Annotated in this window: 12 protein-coding genes and 1 tRNA gene; 1 reads left to right on the forward strand and 12 read right to left on the reverse strand. The window is 29.8% G+C overall.

Translation table 11 applies throughout. From position 1 onward, the window contains the following. The 9 genes from Q0958_RS00005 to Q0958_RS00045 form a co-directional block, all read right to left on the reverse strand. The coding region (locus Q0958_RS00005) for a hypothetical protein (protein WP_299118234.1) at positions 1 to 1,925 on the reverse strand (1,925 nt) is incomplete at its 3' end. A gap of 20 nt (positions 1,926 to 1,945) precedes the next feature. Further along, positions 1,946 to 3,862 carry an OmpA family protein gene (locus Q0958_RS00010; RefSeq protein ID WP_299118236.1) on the reverse strand — a complete coding sequence of 639 codons (1,917 nt, stop codon included), beginning with the start codon at positions 3,860 to 3,862 and terminating at the stop codon, positions 1,946 to 1,948. A 15-nt stretch (positions 3,863 to 3,877) separates the two neighbouring features. Next, positions 3,878 to 4,795, reverse strand: a complete 918-nt coding sequence (locus Q0958_RS00015; protein ID WP_299118237.1) for a type IX secretion system membrane protein PorP/SprF — start codon at positions 4,793 to 4,795, stop codon at positions 3,878 to 3,880. 6 nt (positions 4,796 to 4,801) lie between these two features. Then, positions 4,802 to 6,028 carry a gliding motility-associated C-terminal domain-containing protein gene (locus tag Q0958_RS00020; RefSeq protein ID WP_299118238.1) on the reverse strand — a complete coding sequence of 409 codons (1,227 nt, stop codon included), beginning with the start codon at positions 6,026 to 6,028 and terminating at the stop codon, positions 4,802 to 4,804. 82 nt (positions 6,029 to 6,110) lie between these two features. After that, complete coding sequence (locus Q0958_RS00025; RefSeq protein ID WP_299118239.1) at positions 6,111 to 6,734, reverse strand: hypothetical protein; 624 nt, start codon at positions 6,732 to 6,734, stop codon at positions 6,111 to 6,113. 715 nt (positions 6,735 to 7,449) lie between these two features. Beyond that, positions 7,450 to 8,970 (reverse strand): phosphoethanolamine--lipid A transferase EptA, encoded by a 1,521-nt coding sequence (gene eptA / locus Q0958_RS00030; RefSeq protein ID WP_299118241.1) that lies wholly within the window; start codon positions 8,968 to 8,970, stop codon positions 7,450 to 7,452. Further along, on the reverse strand, positions 8,954 to 9,799 hold the full coding sequence (locus Q0958_RS00035) for a phosphatase PAP2 family protein (protein WP_299118243.1): 846 nt from the start codon (positions 9,797 to 9,799) through the stop codon (positions 8,954 to 8,956). The genes eptA and Q0958_RS00035 overlap by 17 nt, the downstream gene beginning before the upstream one ends. Before the next feature lie 462 nt (positions 9,800 to 10,261). Continuing rightward, positions 10,262 to 10,334, reverse strand: a tRNA-Met gene (locus Q0958_RS00040). A gap of 157 nt (positions 10,335 to 10,491) precedes the next feature. Beyond that, positions 10,492 to 11,463 carry a 2-oxoglutarate and iron-dependent oxygenase domain-containing protein gene (locus Q0958_RS00045; RefSeq protein WP_299118245.1) on the reverse strand — a complete coding sequence of 324 codons (972 nt, stop codon included), beginning with the start codon at positions 11,461 to 11,463 and terminating at the stop codon, positions 10,492 to 10,494. A 119-nt stretch (positions 11,464 to 11,582) separates the two neighbouring features. Here Q0958_RS00045 and Q0958_RS00050 point away from each other — a divergent pair, with 119 nt between their 5' ends. After that, entirely contained in the window at positions 11,583 to 12,992 is a 1,410-nt protein-coding gene (locus tag Q0958_RS00050) for an MBL fold metallo-hydrolase (RefSeq protein ID WP_299118246.1), read from the forward strand. A 178-nt stretch (positions 12,993 to 13,170) separates the two neighbouring features. On the opposite strand, the gene Q0958_RS00055 is transcribed toward Q0958_RS00050, so the two are convergent. From Q0958_RS00055 to Q0958_RS00065, 3 genes are all read right to left on the reverse strand, one after another. Then, complete coding sequence (locus Q0958_RS00055; RefSeq protein WP_299118247.1) at positions 13,171 to 13,620, reverse strand: hypothetical protein; 450 nt, start codon at positions 13,618 to 13,620, stop codon at positions 13,171 to 13,173. 5 nt (positions 13,621 to 13,625) lie between these two features. Further along, positions 13,626 to 17,264 carry a DUF6443 domain-containing protein gene (locus Q0958_RS00060; protein WP_299118248.1) on the reverse strand — a complete coding sequence of 1,213 codons (3,639 nt, stop codon included), beginning with the start codon at positions 17,262 to 17,264 and terminating at the stop codon, positions 13,626 to 13,628. 110 nt (positions 17,265 to 17,374) lie between these two features. Beyond that, entirely contained in the window at positions 17,375 to 17,548 is a 174-nt protein-coding gene (locus Q0958_RS00065) for a hypothetical protein (protein ID WP_299118249.1), read from the reverse strand. Between the last annotated feature and the right edge of the window lie 445 nt (positions 17,549 to 17,993).

The raw sequence follows: 17,993 nt of genomic DNA on the forward strand, positions 1-17,993 counted from the left end.
GAATCTGTTAACTTTAAATTAGTTCCATCTTTCGTTAAACTTGCATTAGTTGTATTGGTATCAATATCAGCTATAGCTACAGTTACTGCATTACCAGCTGAATCTGTTAGCTTTAAATTAGTTCCATCTTTTACTAAACTTACATTTGTTGTATTCGTATTAATATCTGCAATTGGAACAGTTACCGAATTACCTGCTGAATCTGTTAGCTTTAAATTAGTTCCATCCTTGGTTAAACTTGTATTGGTTGTGTTGGTATCAATATCTGATAAAGCAACTGTTACTGCATTTCCTGCTGAATCTGTTAGCTTTAAGTTCGTTCCATCTTTTACTAAACTTACATTTGTTGTATTGATATCCGCAATTGCAACAGTTACCGAGTTACCTGCCGAGTCTGTTAACTTTAAATTATTTCCGTCCTTCGTTAAACTTGTATTGGTTGTATTAGTATCAATATCTGATAAAGCAACTGTTACTGCATTTCCTGCTGAATCTGTTAATTTTAAGTTCGTTCCGTCTTTTACTAAACTTACGTTAGTTGTATTCGTATTAATATCTGCAATTGGAACACTTACCGAATTACCTGCCGAGTCTGTTAACTTTAAGTTTGTTCCATCCTTGGTTAAACTTGTATTGGTTGTGTTCGTATCAATATCTGATAAAGCAACTGTTACTGCATTTCCTGCTGAATCTGTTAATTTTAGATTAGTTCCGTCTTTCGTTAAACTTACATTGGTTGTATTCGTATTAATATCTGCAATTGCAACAGTTACCGAATTACCTGCCGAGTCTGTTAACTTTAAATTATTTCCGTCCTTCGTTAAACTTGTATTGGTTGTATTGGTATCAATGTCTGATAAAGCAACTGTTACTGCGTTACCTGCTGAATCTGTTAATTTTAAGTTCGTTCCATCTTTTACTAAACTTACGTTAGTTGTATTGATATCTCCGATTGGAACACTTACCGAATTACCTGCCGAATCTGTTAACTTTAAATTAGTTCCATCCTTTGCTAAGCTTGTATTCGTTGTATTGGTATCAATATCTGATAAAGCAACTGTTACTGCATTTCCTGCTGAATCTGTTAATTTTAAGTTCGTTCCATCTTTTACTAAACTTACATTTGTTGTATTGATATCTCCGATTGGAACACTTACAAAATTCCCCGCTGAATCCGTTAATTTTAGATTAGTTCCGTCTTTCGTTAAACTTACATTGGTTGTATTCGTATTGATATCTGCTATTGCAACACTTACTGAATTACCTGCCGAATCTGTTAACTTTAAATTAGTTCCATCTTTGGTTAAACTTGTATTGGTTGTATTGGTATCAATGTCTGATAAAGCAACTGTTACTGCGTTTCCTGCTGAATCTGTTAATTTTAAGTTCGTTCCATCTTTTACTAAACTTACATTTGTTGTATTGATATCTCCGATTGGAACACTTACAAAATTCCCCGCTGAATCCGTTAATTTTAGATTAGTTCCGTCTTTCGTTAAACTTACATTGGTTGTATTCGTATTGATATCTGCAATTGCAACACTTACTGAATTACCTGCCGAATCTGTTAACTTTAAATTAGTTCCATCCTTTGCTAAGCTAACATTAGTTGTATTGTTTGCTAATGCACTTACTTCATCTGCAGTAATTAATCTATTCCACTTATTATTAAACCAATAATAATATCCTTTTTTTAATCCCGACACTTCCGAAGTGTTATAAACAGTAAGTCCCTCAACATTACCTGAAGCTATCGTTGAAGCATCTGTTAATGATTTTAATGCTATTTTAGGTATTAATAATCCTTTGTTATTAGATACAATTTCTAACTGTGCCGATTTATTTGGTGCTACAGTACCAATACCTACTTGTCCATAGATACTACTTCCAATTAGAAGGGCTAATATTTGTACTTGTTTTTTCATAATTATAAAAGTTTATTTTTTTATTTTTTTACTATTTGGAATTCCGTTCTTCTGTTTAATTGATATTCCTGTTTAGAACATTTTTTAGGGTATTGACAATCAATTATTGGCTTAGTTTCTCCATAACCTTTACCTAGTAATCTTCTTTTGCTTATACCTCTTTTTTCTAAAAACTCAATTACTTTTTGAGTTCGCTTATCAGATAATTTTAAATTGTATTCTGGACGTCCTCTATTATCTGCATAAGATTTAATTTCTATGCTGATTTCTTTCTGTTTTTGTAAAAATTCAATGAGTTTTTCTAACTTGACTATTGCATCTTTTCGGATGTTAGCTTTGTTATAATCGTAGTATATTTTGGTATTTAATACCTTTTTAAAGTCTTCATCTTTTTTAACCTCAACCTTCTTTTTCTTTACTTCCAATCGGATATTCCCTCCATTATATTTTTCTGGAATAAACTTATCTATAAAAGCATAAGTCTCTTTTTCTGCTTTAAGAATATTTGGCTTATATTTATTTACTTTTAAAGTAAATTTACCTTCTGCATCTGTAACTCCTGTCGATTGAATTTTTCCATTAGTATCTGTAACAGTAACTATTACTCCTACAACTGGCTTTTTAGTTTCTTGATCAATTACCAAACCTTCTAAATCATACTCTATTGCATCTTTTATAGGAATAGTTTCTATAAACTTGTATATATTATCTACTCCAGACCTATCTGAACTAAAAAAGCCTTTTTTAGTAATATTATCTATTGAAAAAGCATAGTCATCCTTTGAACTATTAATAGGTTTACCAACATTTATTAATTGCTGTCTCTTAGATGCTAAATCGAAATAAAACACGTCATAACCTCCTAATCCAAAATGTCCATCAGACGAGAAATACAACTCATATTTTGAAGTTACAAATGGGAAAGACTCCCTTCCTTTTGTATTAATTTTTGCCCCTAAGTTTTTTGGTTTCCCTAGCGTTCCTTGATTATAAATATCTACTGAATAAATATCAGTTTCTCCATAAGACCCTGGCATATCTGAAACATAATACAGTTTTTTTTCGTTTGGAGATAATGCTGGATGTGCTGTTGAATAACTATCTCCATTAATAGTTAGGTCTTCAATATTTCCCCACCTTCCATTAGCACCTTTTGTAGCTCGGTAAATTTTTAATCTTGCTATCTTACTATTTTCATCTAAAGGTGTATTATTAGATTTTGTGAAATACATGGTTTTACCATCTTTTGTAATAACAGCTGATGATTCATGATATATAGAATTAACAGCTCCTTTAAGCAATTTTGGTTTTGAGTAATGATTACTTTTAGGATTTATAACAGCTGTATAGATATCTAAAAACCGTTCATTATCCCAAGCATCTATTCTACCTATACTAGCTCTTGTATTTCTAGCTGATGAAAAATATAAAGTATCATTTCTCAAAAAAGCACCATAATCCATGTACTTTGAATTTATCTCTAGAGAATCTAGCTTGAACCTATTAGAGTTTAACTCAATGATATTTAGATAATCCTCACTGTCTTTTAAGTTTTTATCTAAAAAGCCTGAAGCTTTTAAAAACTTATTATAAATTTTTTCTGCTTTTTGTTTTTCTCCAATAGCTCTTAGTGATTGAGAATACCTTAATAAATAGTTTTTATCATCTTGTACTTCTTTGGTGTCGTATAGTTTTTGATACCATATAGCCGCTTTTGAATAATCTGCATTAAAATAATAGGCATTTCCTAATTTTAATAGCACATCTGGCGACTCATTCCCTAATTTAACTACTTTTAAGTATGCTTTTGCAGCATTTATATACGCAGAATTTTCATATTCTTCATTTGCTTTTTTTAACTCTTTTTCTTGAGCTGTTACTCCTAACAGCATAAAAAAAGCAACTGCAAATAAGGTTATTGTATTGTTATATTTCATTAGATATTTTTTTAATTAAAAGAATCTTGGAGAAATCTTTCCTTGTACTTTTTTGAAGAATTCGTACCTTAGAAATACTTCATGAGAACCTGAGTTATAATTTCCAATATCAGTAGTATCATAGTCATAAGCATATCCTATAAATAAAGAGTTTGATATCTGTACACCTACTAAAGCACTTATCGCAGCACTCAACCTATACGATGCTCCTAACGTAACTTTCTCATTGATTAAAAAATTAGTTGATAAGTCTACCACTAATGGCGCTCCATTAGTTACTTTAAAGAGTGTTGCAGGTTTAAATTTTAAGTTATCTGTCAATTCAAAAACATACCCTCCTGTTAAATAAAAATGCTGGGTTTTTGCAACATTGGAGGTTGACGAATTTTTATAATGCTTTGTATAAAGTAAATTAGGCACCGATAAACCTACATACCATTTTTCTGTATATAAATACCCCCCAACTCCAACTATTGGTGAAGTTTCCCTTAAATTATTTAAGAAAGGATTATCCGTTGGGTTTTCAATATTTAACTTAGAATAATCTACATCTATAATATGTAGCCCTCCTTTTAACCCGAAAGCAAAATTTAAATCGTAATCATTTAAAGGCAGTATATAAGATAAATCTGCTGCAAATGATGTTTCTACAGACGGACCTATCTCTTCCCTATATACAGATAACCCTAATCCTGTTCTTTCTCCCATTGGAGTATTAATAGACAATGTTTGCGTTATTGGTGCACCTGGAATACCTTGCCATTGCGACCTATGTAGTGCATTAATACTTAATACATTTCTTGTACCTGCATAAGCTGGATTTATAGAAATGGTATTATACATATATTGTGTAAACTGTGAATCTTGCTGAGAATAAATTGAATAATTTGCAAACAAAACAAGCAACACAATAATCACTTTAAAATCCTTCATAATTAATTAGTTTATAAATAAATACCCTGCTCTTTTTACCATTTCAGAATTGTATTTATATTCTAAAATGTAATAGTATGTTCCTTTAGGTAACTTGTCATTTCGATTTAGAGTTAACCTTCCATCTGAGTACCCTCTAAATGATTTATCTTTATTATTGTACCCTTTCGTTTCAAATATTTTGATTCCTGATTTATTAAATATCTTAACTGTGTTATCTGGATATTTTTCAATACAAGTAAATTTTAAAACATCATTTTTACCATCATCATTGGTACTCAAACCATTATATACTGTTAAGCACCCTCCTGGAAGTATTAGTTCTTCTTTAACTAATGCTAAAGCAAAAACACCGTAGCCTGTGGCTTCTGAAATTGTTGTTACTGAATTTGTAAGCTCATCTACGACACCTCCTTCGTCTACCCAATATCCTTTAGTAGGGTCCCAACGAACTATATGTATTGCTGTTTTGGAAGTTGCTTGTGTAATAGCTGAAGAAGTTGTATTGTTATTCCATGTAAGTGTAACAATTACATTAGAATTTCCATTTTCTTTTGTAATTTCCCAATACTCATTTACATCGATATATTTTATTATCCCTTCTTTTAAGTTGTGTGGATATAACGTATTACTATTTTCTAAAAAATATTTAGACTTTATGCTTTCTCTCGCATCGGTTGGAGCTGATATTTTTGATGCTCTATAATAATTTTTATCTCCTATGGGAAATTCAAAAGCTGTGTCTCCAATTTTATACACATAGCCATCAACATGACTAGTATTAGAAGTATTACTATGCGATGCATTTTGCTCAAAAGTTATAGTTCCATTAAAGTTTGTATTATCTACAATACCAGATGAAAAATCTGCTTCATTGTATACATTTAATTTCCCTGACAATTGAAATGGAACTGCATTAGATGTATTATTAAATAGCACATTATTAAAACGACTGACTTTATTTCCTGAAATTTGTTGAAAATTGTTACCAACAAAATTCGCTGTACCATTAGGTTTCAAAAAATCGACGAGACCTTCATTTTTAAAATTTGCATATACATACATTTCACCTTCATTGATAAAGTTTCCTGTATTCTTATTTTCAAAATCATTAACTAATGAAATTGTTGTGTTCGGAGTAACATATAAGTCTCCTTCGTTAATTGTTTGTCCTAAACTATAAGTGCTATTAAAAAACACCATAATTATAATGACCATACTCAGTTTCTTCATTTTATTTTTTTAAGTGAATTAAATTTTGAAACACAGAATTGGTTTTCCCTTTTAACCATTCTGTTATTTCTTAAACTTCAGGTTAGCTATTTGCTTTAAACATTAGCTTATTAAACAGGGAATCTTTGTCATTTCTCATTTTTAACAAAGCATGTACAGGAGTGGAAAAAAAGTACTGGCAGTATGTTAAGTGTACTCTGGATATGTATGGGAAAACACTTTGATTTAAGGTATTCAAAGTCATCATTTCCCCAAAAGTTGTAATCACTAAAGAATTGTGGAAATTCTCTTTAGGTAAGGTTATAGTGTTGGTGATTACTTTTGATGAATTAATATTGATAACATTCTCTTTTTTATCTATATATGTTAATGCTTGTTTTTTAAATTTAAAAAAAACATTAGCTATAGATTTTAATTTTAGAACATCATAATTATGGTCAACTTTAATATATTTTGCTTCCTCCCAATAATAAAACTCCTTAGTTATATTATTAGAAAAAGCTAATACATTTTTTAGGTTATTGTTAATGAATGTTGATGCTTCTGTAGCTTCAATTAATTTTACTTTTGAAACAACAGCATCGTTAGTAAACGATGTTACATCTAATTTTGAAAATTTGTTTTGTGAAAAAATTTGCTCTCCAACTATAGAGAACGAATCTGAAGCAGAAAACAAGAATACTAATATAAAGGCATAATTCCTCATATTTAATAGACAATAATTGTTATTAAACTGAGGGGGGAAATAGTACTCTCGCGACAAAAATACATTTTTTTCTGTATTCGTACACTTTTTTTAAAAATAAATTAAAATTTAGGGGAAAAACCCCTTAACCTTGATTTTAAAGTTCTTAAAACATTATAACAATGTTATTTCCCTAAGAAAAAACTTAATCATGAGCATGTAAAACACTTTTTATTTTATGAAAACAACAATTTTTATTATTTAAAAATCTGCACACCTAAAAATGTTTAATCAAAGTATAAAACAAGGCATAAACGTCACTCCTTTCTATACATTAAATTACTTTCTGAAATATTTACAACGAACAAAACTCAAATACATCTTTTTTTGATTTTCAAAAAATTATATATAATGTAGTCAAATATTCAAGAATTATTATCTGTAAAATTGCTTTCTGAAAATTCTTTCATAATCCACTCTATTTTATAAAACGAACTTAAAAAGTCGAAAATATCTGTTGTCCAACAAATAAGTGTAAACCGAAAAGTCTTAGTGTAATGTAAATTATTCTATAACCTATTATAGAGTAATATATAAAGCTACAACAGGAAACTGCTTTTCTACAACTAGAAAACCAGTTTCTTGAGGTAATAAAATACTAATAAAACCTCAACTATAGGCTGAGTAAAAGTTAGTAATACCTTAATTACAATATAATTAAACTATGAAAAAATAATTATTTTTCATAAATACTCATATTCTCATCATAAATAGGACTCTCTATAGATAGGAAATCTAACACACTATGAAAAATATTATGTTGTGATAGCATTTCATTTTCTTTCAATTTTCTAGAATTATCAGAAACCCATGTAATAAAAGGAATATTAACTTGTTCTTTAGGAGCTATACTTATTGGTATTCCATGCATATACAAGTTATTTTCCCCTAAAGATTCACCATGATCTGAAATGTATATCATAGACGAATTATAATCTTTTAATAATTTTAATTCTTCAATTAATGAAGCCAAAATATAATCGGTATAAACAATTGTATTATCGTATGCATTTATTAGTTCTTCTTCACTACATTTCGATAACTCTACACTATTACATACTGGTATAAATTTATTAAACTCTGGCGGGTGTTTTTTTGAATATGTTGGACCATGACTAGTACTTGTATGTAATACCACTAGTATTTTATTCTTTTTACTTGCTAATATTTGTTCTTTTAAACCTGCAAGTAATACTTCATCATATTCACATCCAGCACCTTCACATATTTTTTTTAAATCTTTTTTTCCTTGATAGTTTTTAATTTTAACTGTTGGCTCTCCCCAATTTGTAGTTCGCCAAACAACATCAACATCATTTCTAAACAAGTAATTAGGTAATATTTCAAATAATTTACCCGTGTTTTTGTATTCTAAAATACATTTAACTCCTGCTGTTGTGTAAGTTGCACAAGATTCAGCTTTGAAACTTTGTAGATTTTTAATTTTAGATAATAATGGATTTGTATCTTTTTCATAGCCATACAACGAAAAATTTTGACTCCTTGCAGATTCACCAATTACAAGAACAACCACAGATTTTTGATTATTCTCAATTTTAGCATCTGGTAATAAGATTTGCTGTTCGTTTTCTTGTTTTTTATGATAAAAAAATCTGTTCGTATTAACTATGTATGACCATGGCATAACCAGGCCTCCTAAAGTTTTTGAATGTTTATCTATCCATAACCAGCTTGCAGAAGAAACATAAACAAGTGACAAAAGAAAAATCAAAGTTAAAAATACGGTCACTAAAAATTTTTTAAAACTTACATATATAACTTTAATTTTATATACAAAAACACTTGGAACTATTCCTAAAAAAAGAAGGTAAGCGATTAAACCAATAGAAAAAAAACTGCTAGATTCCTCAAATCTAGTATTGAAAACATTTCCTATCATTGTTTTATCAATAATAACACCATAAGTATTTATAAAATATACACAAATAGCACTAATGTTTAGAGTTAAAATCAACAACCATTTACCTATAGACCGAAGCAAAAACATGACAATATAAAAAACCAAAGCATTTAAAAATATCATTGCTATTATTAAGCTAAATATTAAAAAAACACCATTAAAACTTTTAGTATCTATATTATTGATAACAAACTTAAAAAAAGGGAATTGATATAATATCAGGTTTATGAAACTTACTATTAAAATGAAGTAATTTAGTTTAATTTTTTTTGACATAAAATAATCTTATAATTAAGGACAATGTTATAACTAAAGACACTAATGAAACATAGAATACAAGTAAGTTATTTTCCAATATTTTCTTAGTAATTAGAATCGACCAAATTATTAAAATTAATATAAAAACTGGGTAATATTTTTTGTTTTTAATACATGACAACCAATTCACCTTATTATTAAACTTTATACCTAAAATTGCTACTATATAACCAATTGCAGAACCAAATAGAACATCAAGTGGATAATGAGCACCTACACCAACTCTTGAAAAAGAAATAATTAAACCCAATAAAATAACACAAGAAGACCAAATTATTTTATGCATACTTTTTTTAGGCATAAAAGCAAATAACAATGTAGTTATTATAATAAATGTAGTTATTGAGTGGCCTGATGGCAAAGATGTTTGTCCTGAAAGAGTTTTACCTATAATTACAAAACTATCGTTATCAAACATTGCAGCTGGTCTTGGTACAGCAAATATTTTTTTTAATGTAAACGATACTAATAATGATATTATAGATGAAGTTAAAAGTGCTTCCCAAAGTTTAGGAGCATTAACAATGAAAAAAGCTACTAATGGAAAAAAAACTAATACATCACCTAATTGAGTTAGATTGAACTGTAAATTTGGAAATTTAGATAAACTGTGATTAAGATAAAAAAATAAATCTTTTTGAACATTAATATATGTAGTAGTAAATTCTTCCCCTTTATAATTGATAAACGAAAACAATAAAAAAAGTAATATAAATGAAGGACCTAATAAGTATAATTTTACATTAAAAAAATTATAAGTTACTCTGTTGTTTAAGTTTGAGTTCATCAAAAAATAAATCTTTTTCTTTAGTAGTTTGAAATTATCTTTTTGCCCAAACACCTAATATTCTTAAACCAAAAGTAATCCTGTAATATTGCTTATCTTAATTTATTCTACGAGTTAGATTGTTTTTTCAACGAAATCCATAAAATATTCTTATTCAATTGAAAATTATCACGTTTAGTTTTTAACTTATTTACCCATGTATTTATATTTGGTTACCTACTAACTTTCTTTTTTTAGCTTTCTAAAAGAGTAATAATTATACCAAGATTTATTAAGAGTAGCTTTTTCTTGATTTGAAAGTTTTGAATCACATAGCAATAGCTAAACTTCCTATATATTTTTTGATTCTGAGTAATTTAATTTCATAGGAAAACGTGTACTCTTTCGTATACGTCTTGATAGAGTAAAGAATTTAACAACATAAAAAAAACGGTTCGTATATACGAACCGTTTTTAAACTTGTAGCGGGAACAGGACTCGAACCTGTGACCTTCGGGTTATGAGCCCGACGAGCTACCTACTGCTCTATCCCGCGATTTGCGGTTGCAAATATACAGCTTTTTATTCTTTAATTCCTAATATAATTTCGTTTTTCTCAAATAAAATATGGAAAATCATTAAAAACAAGTACTTATAAAGTATGTTTACCATAATAATTCCTTCATAAAAAAAGCTCTATTAAAAAACTTTCTTTAATTTTTGCGACCTTTTAATCCCAACTCAACTAAACGCTCTGTCAAAAACTCTCCTGCTGTCATATCTTCATATTGCTTTGGTACTTCAGTAGTAATACAACTTTCTAAACAAGTTAAGTCCATATTTGGATTAGGGTGTAAAAAGAATGGTGTTGAATATCTTGGCTTTTTTAATTTATCCAAATTGGTTGGGTTTACCACTTGATGTATCGTAGAACGTAACTTATTATTTGTTAAACGCGCCAACATATCACCTACATTAATCACTATCTCATCTGGAGCTGGCATTACATCTATCCATTCTCCTGCTAAGGTTTGTGCTTGCAATCCTTCAGCACTAGCCCCCATTAATAATGTTATTAAGTTAATATCTCCATGAGCGGCTGCTCTTACAGAATCTTTATGCTTTGCTATAGCCTCTTCTGATAATGGATAATAATGTAACAATCGTAAAATGCTATTTCCATTTTTTATTTTATCACTAAAATAATCTTCTGGCAATTCTAAGTATAAAGCAATTGCTTTTAATAAATTTTTTCCTGTATTTTCTAACGTTTTAAAAACCTCTAAGCCCTTTTCTTTAAATACAGGCATATTTTCTGGCCAGATATTTTCTGGGTAATCAAATTCATTAATTGCTTCTACTTCTTGACCAATATGAAAAAACTCTTTCAAATCAGGTACACTTTGTCCTTTTGCACTTTCTTTGTTTTTAGAAATATATCCACGTTGCCCAGCAAATTCTTCGTTTTCGAATTCTTTTTTAGTTTCATCTGGCAATGCAAAAAAGGTTTCGATAGTATCGTATAAATCTTTTTTTAAGTCTGTTGACACACCATGATTAGCAACTATTGCAAATCCCATATTAGAAAATGAATCACCAAAATCCTTAATAAACTGCGTCCTCTTATTCTCATCTGTTGATATAAAATCTAAATAATCAACTCTTTTAATTTCGTTTTTCTCCACTTCGTATTTATATTAATTCTCAGGCTACAAATAAACTTAACACTCACTAATTAAAGCATGATAATTATCATGTTACAACACAAGCATTCGTTGTTACTTTGGTTTAAATTTTTTGACAAGTGAAAATCGAACAGTTATATACCAAATGTTTAGCAGAAGCCACCTACTATATATCGTCAAACGGTGAAGCTGCCATAATAGATCCATTAAGAGAAACAACTCCTTATTTAGAAATGCTTAAAGATGATAAAGCTGTGTTGAAATACATTTTTTTAACACACTTTCATGCCGATTTTGTTTCTGGTCATGTAGATTTAGCCAAAATAACTAACGCTACTATTGTATATGGCCCAACTGCTACCGCTGATTTTGAATTTTATCAAGGCAAAGACAATGAGATTTTTAAAATTGGTAATACCGCTATACGTTTATTGCATACCCCAGGTCACACTTTAGAATCTTCATCTTATCTACTATATGATGATTCTAACAAAGAACATTGTTTGTTTTCTGGTGACACTTTATTTATAGGCGATGTTGGTAGACCTGATTTAGCTGTAACTTCAAATGTTTCAAAAGAAGATTTAGCTGGTAAACTATTTTCTTCATTACATGATAAAATCATGACGCTTCCTGAAAATATAATTATCTATCCAAATCATGGAAAAGGTTCGGTTTGTGGAAAAAATATGAGTTCTGAAACTTACGACACTCTTGCTAATCAAAAATTAGTAAACTATGCTTTAGACCCTAACTTATCTAAAGACGAATTTATTAAACAAGTATTGGACGGTTTATCTACTCCCCCTCAATATTTTCCGAAAAATGCTTCCATGAACAAACAAATTAATAAACCTATTGATTCAATCATAAAAGATAGTCTTCAAGCTATTTCGTTAGATGATTTTATACATTATACAACTCATAAAAACGCACTTATACTAGATGTTAGAACTACTAGTGATTTTATAAAACACCACATCCCTAATTCTATTTTTATTGGACTAGAAGGTAGCTTTGCTCCTTGGGTTGGAGAACTTATAAAAGACATTAATCAACCTATTATCATTATTACTCCTAAAGGCAAAGAGGAAGAAACCGTAATTAGATTAGCAAGAATTGGTTATGATAATGTTTTAGGATATTTAGAAAGAGGAATAAATTCTTGGTTAAAAAGTAAACATAATACTGAATCAATTGATTGTATAGATGCTGATTCTCTACAATTACTTGAAAATAATTCTTTTGTTGATGTGAGACGTATTGGAGAAATAAATGACAACTCTGTTAAAAATGCTATTCACTTACCTTTAAGTAATATTCAAAACCTATTTAACAAACTAGATAAAAACCAACCTTATTTTATATACTGTGCTGGCGGGTATCGTTCTATAATTGCTATTTCAATTTTAAAACAACATGGATTTACTAAACTAACTAATGTTAATGGTGGTTTTTCTGAAATTTTAAAAAGTACGATTCCACTTGAGAAATGTAGAAAAAACTGCCCTACTTGTCTTTGTAATTAATTCTTATTTCCTTTTACCACATGATGCAATCGTGCGGTAAAAGGACTATCATATCCAAGTAATAGAGTTAGGACTATGTAAAACAACAAAACCACAACATTACTGCTGTGACTTTATCTATTTTTAAAATTTTATTTCTATTTACTTACTCATACTCGGCACGGAAAACATTTCCGCGCTATCGGGTTTCCCCACACCACTCAACAATATACTCTTCTTTTTCACAATTATAAGTCATACAGTATATTGCATTCATATTGTCTAAATATTTCACATCCCTTTCCTTGTTCACTCCACCCGACGCTATTAAATAAGTAAAATATGCTTTAATTTTCTTTTCTTTCACATAAGGTTCTGACATGGAAAACACGTACATTTTTTTCTTGTTCATTACTAATTCACTAAGTGTTTCAGAGTCTATAAATCTTACTTTGTAACCTTTATATTCGAAACCTTGTTCGTATCCCATGAAAAATAATTCTTTATCTTTAAAATAAGGTTCATCGTTCTTGTTATCTTGAATAAACTTTTTGACAAATTTTATTTTCAAATTTTCTTTTTCTTGTGAAGAACATTTTTGAACTGTAAGTGATAAAAATATACTAATCGATATTATTAATGATTTCATAAAAATTATTTTTTTGGAAGTTTTACAAAATTTTTCTGAGGTATTACTGCTTGAACCCCTGAATGTGTATTATAAATATACACTTTACCAGAACCTCTTTGAAAAACGTAATTAGTTCTATTTGGTCTACCTGAATGAATATCTCCACCTGTACTCTGAGCAGTACCAAAAGAAGGTCCTTCAGCTGCATTAGTACTTAGATATGGTTTCCCAAATCTTTTGTCAGGAATTGAACCCGAAGGATGACTATGGAATTTTGATTTAGTATCTGGTTTATCAGAAATTGACAAAGTTCCATCACCTCTATTTGTTGATTCTGTTACTTTACCTGAAGTACTTACACTTCCTCCATATTCTATAGAGTTAGTGCTACCAATATCTCCACCGGTTCCATCATCTTGATTAACTACATCAACCATTGATTGCCTTGTACTTTCACTTCCTTCAATTTCAACACTATTATCATAAGCAATATTATTATTTTCAAAAGCTGAAGTATTACCACTGTTCTCTTTAATAAATGATACTGTATTGTTTTTTTCTTCTGTTGAAATACCATCTATTGATGCACCGCTCTCAACACTTTTTATATCTGTCTTTACAACATAAACCTTGCCGTCATCAATCCCATCATCACCTATTTTATTACCGTTTTCATCTACAAAGATACCATCGTACCCTAAGGGCTTCATCCCATCAGGATCAATAAAGTATATTGGGTTGTTAAATGCATAATTATAAGGTGAATACCTACGCATCTGTTCAGCAAGTGGATCTAAATTCATCCACCTACCTAAAGCAGCATCATAGTTTCTAGCTCCAAAGTCATGCCATTGGATTCCTAGTTCTTCATTTAGCTCTTTTCCATTATATCCAAACTTCCGAGCAACACTATTTCCTAAAGAAGAAATATTCCCATTATATCCTTTATGTTTAAGTCCAAAAGGATAGTAATTAGATTCTTCTACAATCTCAGTACTTGGAGTAATTACACCGTCATTGTTGTTGTCTGTATAGGATAAACGAACATTTCCTAAGTGGTCTTTGTATTGATACACATAATTAAACGTACCATTATCATTTTTTACATAGCCCTCAGGGTGGTTAAAGAATTGTAAAACATTATTCTCATAGATGTAGTTTCCTGCGTACTCTGTAGTGGTTATATTTCCATTGTTATTAACAACTTTTTTTAACTTTACTCCACTAGCATCATACACATAACTGATTTTTTGAGCATCTGAATTATTAAACTTAACCTCTGTTGGTAAATTCAAATGATTATAAGTAATACCATTTATCGATGAAGTACCTATTCCCTTATTATAATCACGAACCATATTTCCATTGGCATCGTAAACATATTCTGTTCCTAGATTTGCTCCATCTTTAAATCCATAAGTATCATTACCGTCATCTCTTACTTTTGTAAGTTTATTTCCTGCGTCATAGAAATAATACAATACATCCATATTTCCAAAAGTAGTTGCAGCACTATTGATATGTCCTTTTCTAACTAAAGTTAAAATGTTTCCATTTTTATCATAAGAAATGCTTCCTATATCATAGTTTGAGGTTGTAGCCCCCGTTGCATTTGTAATTCGATTTAATGCATCATAGCTATAGGTATATGTTTTTGAACTTGTATCTGTATTTAAAGTATTCCAACTTGTTTGGCTAATGTTTCCGTTATACAAACGCTTGTTAGCATTTGTTATATCGTTATACTTTAGGCTAAAGTTAAATAAATCGTTGTCATTATTTACATCTTGGTTAATGTTTTTTAACCATCCGCGTACATTGTATTTGTAATCTACTGTTTGTAGTCTAGACTGGGCTGTTTTCCCCCCTACTTTCTTTTCTATTAACTGACCTAATTCATCATAACTATTCTCTGCTATTACTTCTGTATTGCTTCCTATAGTTTGAGTTTGTTTGGTTAGCCTGTCTAAATTGTCATAGAAAAACTTATCTACAGTTACTATATCTGCTTTTCCTGTTTTTTTATGTGTTGCCTTTGTTTCTAATACTCTTCCTGTAAAATCATCTAACTTACTCTCTACAATATCTACTGTTTGTAATTCATCATTCTTTGAATACACATAAATTGGTCGTGCCTTTTCATCATAATAGGTTACCGTTGTAATCCAGTTATTTGTTCCTAATACACGTACTTTACTTACCGTAGCTAATCCTTTGGTATTTATTGTTGATGCTTTACCATAACTTGTAGTTACTGTAGGTGCTAATCCTGTTGGTAGATCTACATAGTTATCGTAATAATTAATAGTGTAAATAGTAATAGCTCCTGTAGGCAGTGCACCATTTGTATAATAAACATCAACTCCTTTTATATTTTGAGAAACAGTTGTCATTGTTTCATATTGAGAAAAAGAATTACTATAAAGAGCATTTTGCAAAGGAACTCTTGTTGAATTATCGTTATATATCCCTGTATAAGCTACACGTCCAATAGCATCATATTTAGTAAGTAACCATTCATTAGGTATTTCTATTCTTTGATTTGCATCTTGCGTCATTACAGGCATATCCAACTTATTGTATACTATATATTCCCAACCCTTTCCTGGTATTTTCTTTTCTACCAAACGGTTTCTATGGTCATATTTATATTGGTACCCTAAGTCGTTTAATTTATTGTTAATCGTAGCTAATAATGCTGTAGTCCCTTCCATTTTTGGTGGTAACACATAGGTTAAGTTTCCATAATCATCATACACATAATAAGTATCGTGTTTTTGGCTATTGTTATAGGTACGTTTTAAAATTACCTGTCCTTGCTTGTTCTTAAACTCTTCGGTAGTATAATCTAAACCTGACGTCCAATTCTCATCCTTAGTTATTGTTTTATATAAAGTTCCTACTGGATAAAAAGCGGTTCCTCCTGTTAAACTTGGTGTGTAAGTATTGTTTGCAAACCCTGTTGCTACTCCAAATATTTTTACTTCACCGTCTACATTTGCTTGGTAGTCGAACTTTATTTCATGTCCTCCTCCTAAACGCCAATCTTGTCCTGGTGCTGCTTGTTTTAACACCCTGTTTAATGGAGAATTCTCTAATTCTTTTTCTGAATAGGCATTTACATTAGGTAAAGATACTCCTGCAAAATCTTCACTATAATTAGCTTGGTAATAACCCTTAGTAGCCGTTGCTACATCCCCTGCTCTTATCTGTCCGTTTTGAGTAGTTGCTGCATAAGGTAAATACTCTTTGGTTTGACGTCCGTATGCATCATATTCCATATGGGTAACAATATCCTTTCCACTAGTTCCTTGACGGATACCTATGCTTTGCTTTGTTCTTCCTAATCCATCAAAATAAGTAACACTCTCTAATACATCGCTGGAGCTAGTAATTTCCGATGGACTTGTCATTGCTTTTCTATACGTTCTACTAAACACATAGTTTTCATTACTAAAAACTAAAGGAACATAAGGGGCTTGAACTATTTTTGCTGTAAATGTTGAACCTGGTTTAATCCATGTTAAGGGCTTTAATGTTATACTTTGCGTAGCCGTTAAGGTAGTAGTACCTGTTACCGTATAATCTTTCTTTTCTATAATACTTTGCTGCCCATAACTATAGCAACTTAATAATAAGAATACATATAATAACTTTTTCATAGCTCTCTAATTTTTATAGTTCTATTTTATTTCTCTTAGTTTTCCTTTTATTATCCTTTACAAGTACCAAACGATTAAAATTATCGTGCTCATTTTATATCGCTTGTTCTCTAGGAGCTATAACTAATACCCCCTATCAATGGTTTGTATATAAATGTGCTTATCTGTGCTTTTGAAAAATCTTTTCTAATCTCATTTAACCAATATCTAAGATTTCCTTCATTACCATTAAATCCTTGAGTTCTATCGTTATCAGAATTTGATGCTGCAATAGTATAGTTCATAGGGTTTTGTTTATGAGAAGTTATGATTGATATGCTTACAAACACATATAAAAGCATTATAAAAATGCTTACCATATATTTTCTCATAAAAGTTATATTGAAATTAGCAATTTGTTTTTTTTTATAGCAAAACAAAGGTATTGAAAATATATTTATAAATTTGATCGCGATGGAGCACATTACCACCTTTTTTTTCATAAGCATTTTATTGCTCATATTTTATCAAGATATGAAAGAAAGAAAAGTTTACCTACTCTTTTTTTCTTTAGGAATTTTTTCAGGGAGTCTTATTTATTATCAAAATAGTTTCTTAACATTATTTCTAATAAACATAGGAATTAACATAAGTGTTATAGCCCTAATTTCATTGCTTCTTATTTTGTACATAAAAATTATCTTAAAGAAAAAAATTCTTGAGGCAATAGGTTTAGGTGATTTCTTGTTT

The organism is uncultured Tenacibaculum sp. (assembly GCF_947499065.1).
Classification (GTDB): Bacteria; Bacteroidota; Bacteroidia; order Flavobacteriales; family Flavobacteriaceae; genus Polaribacter.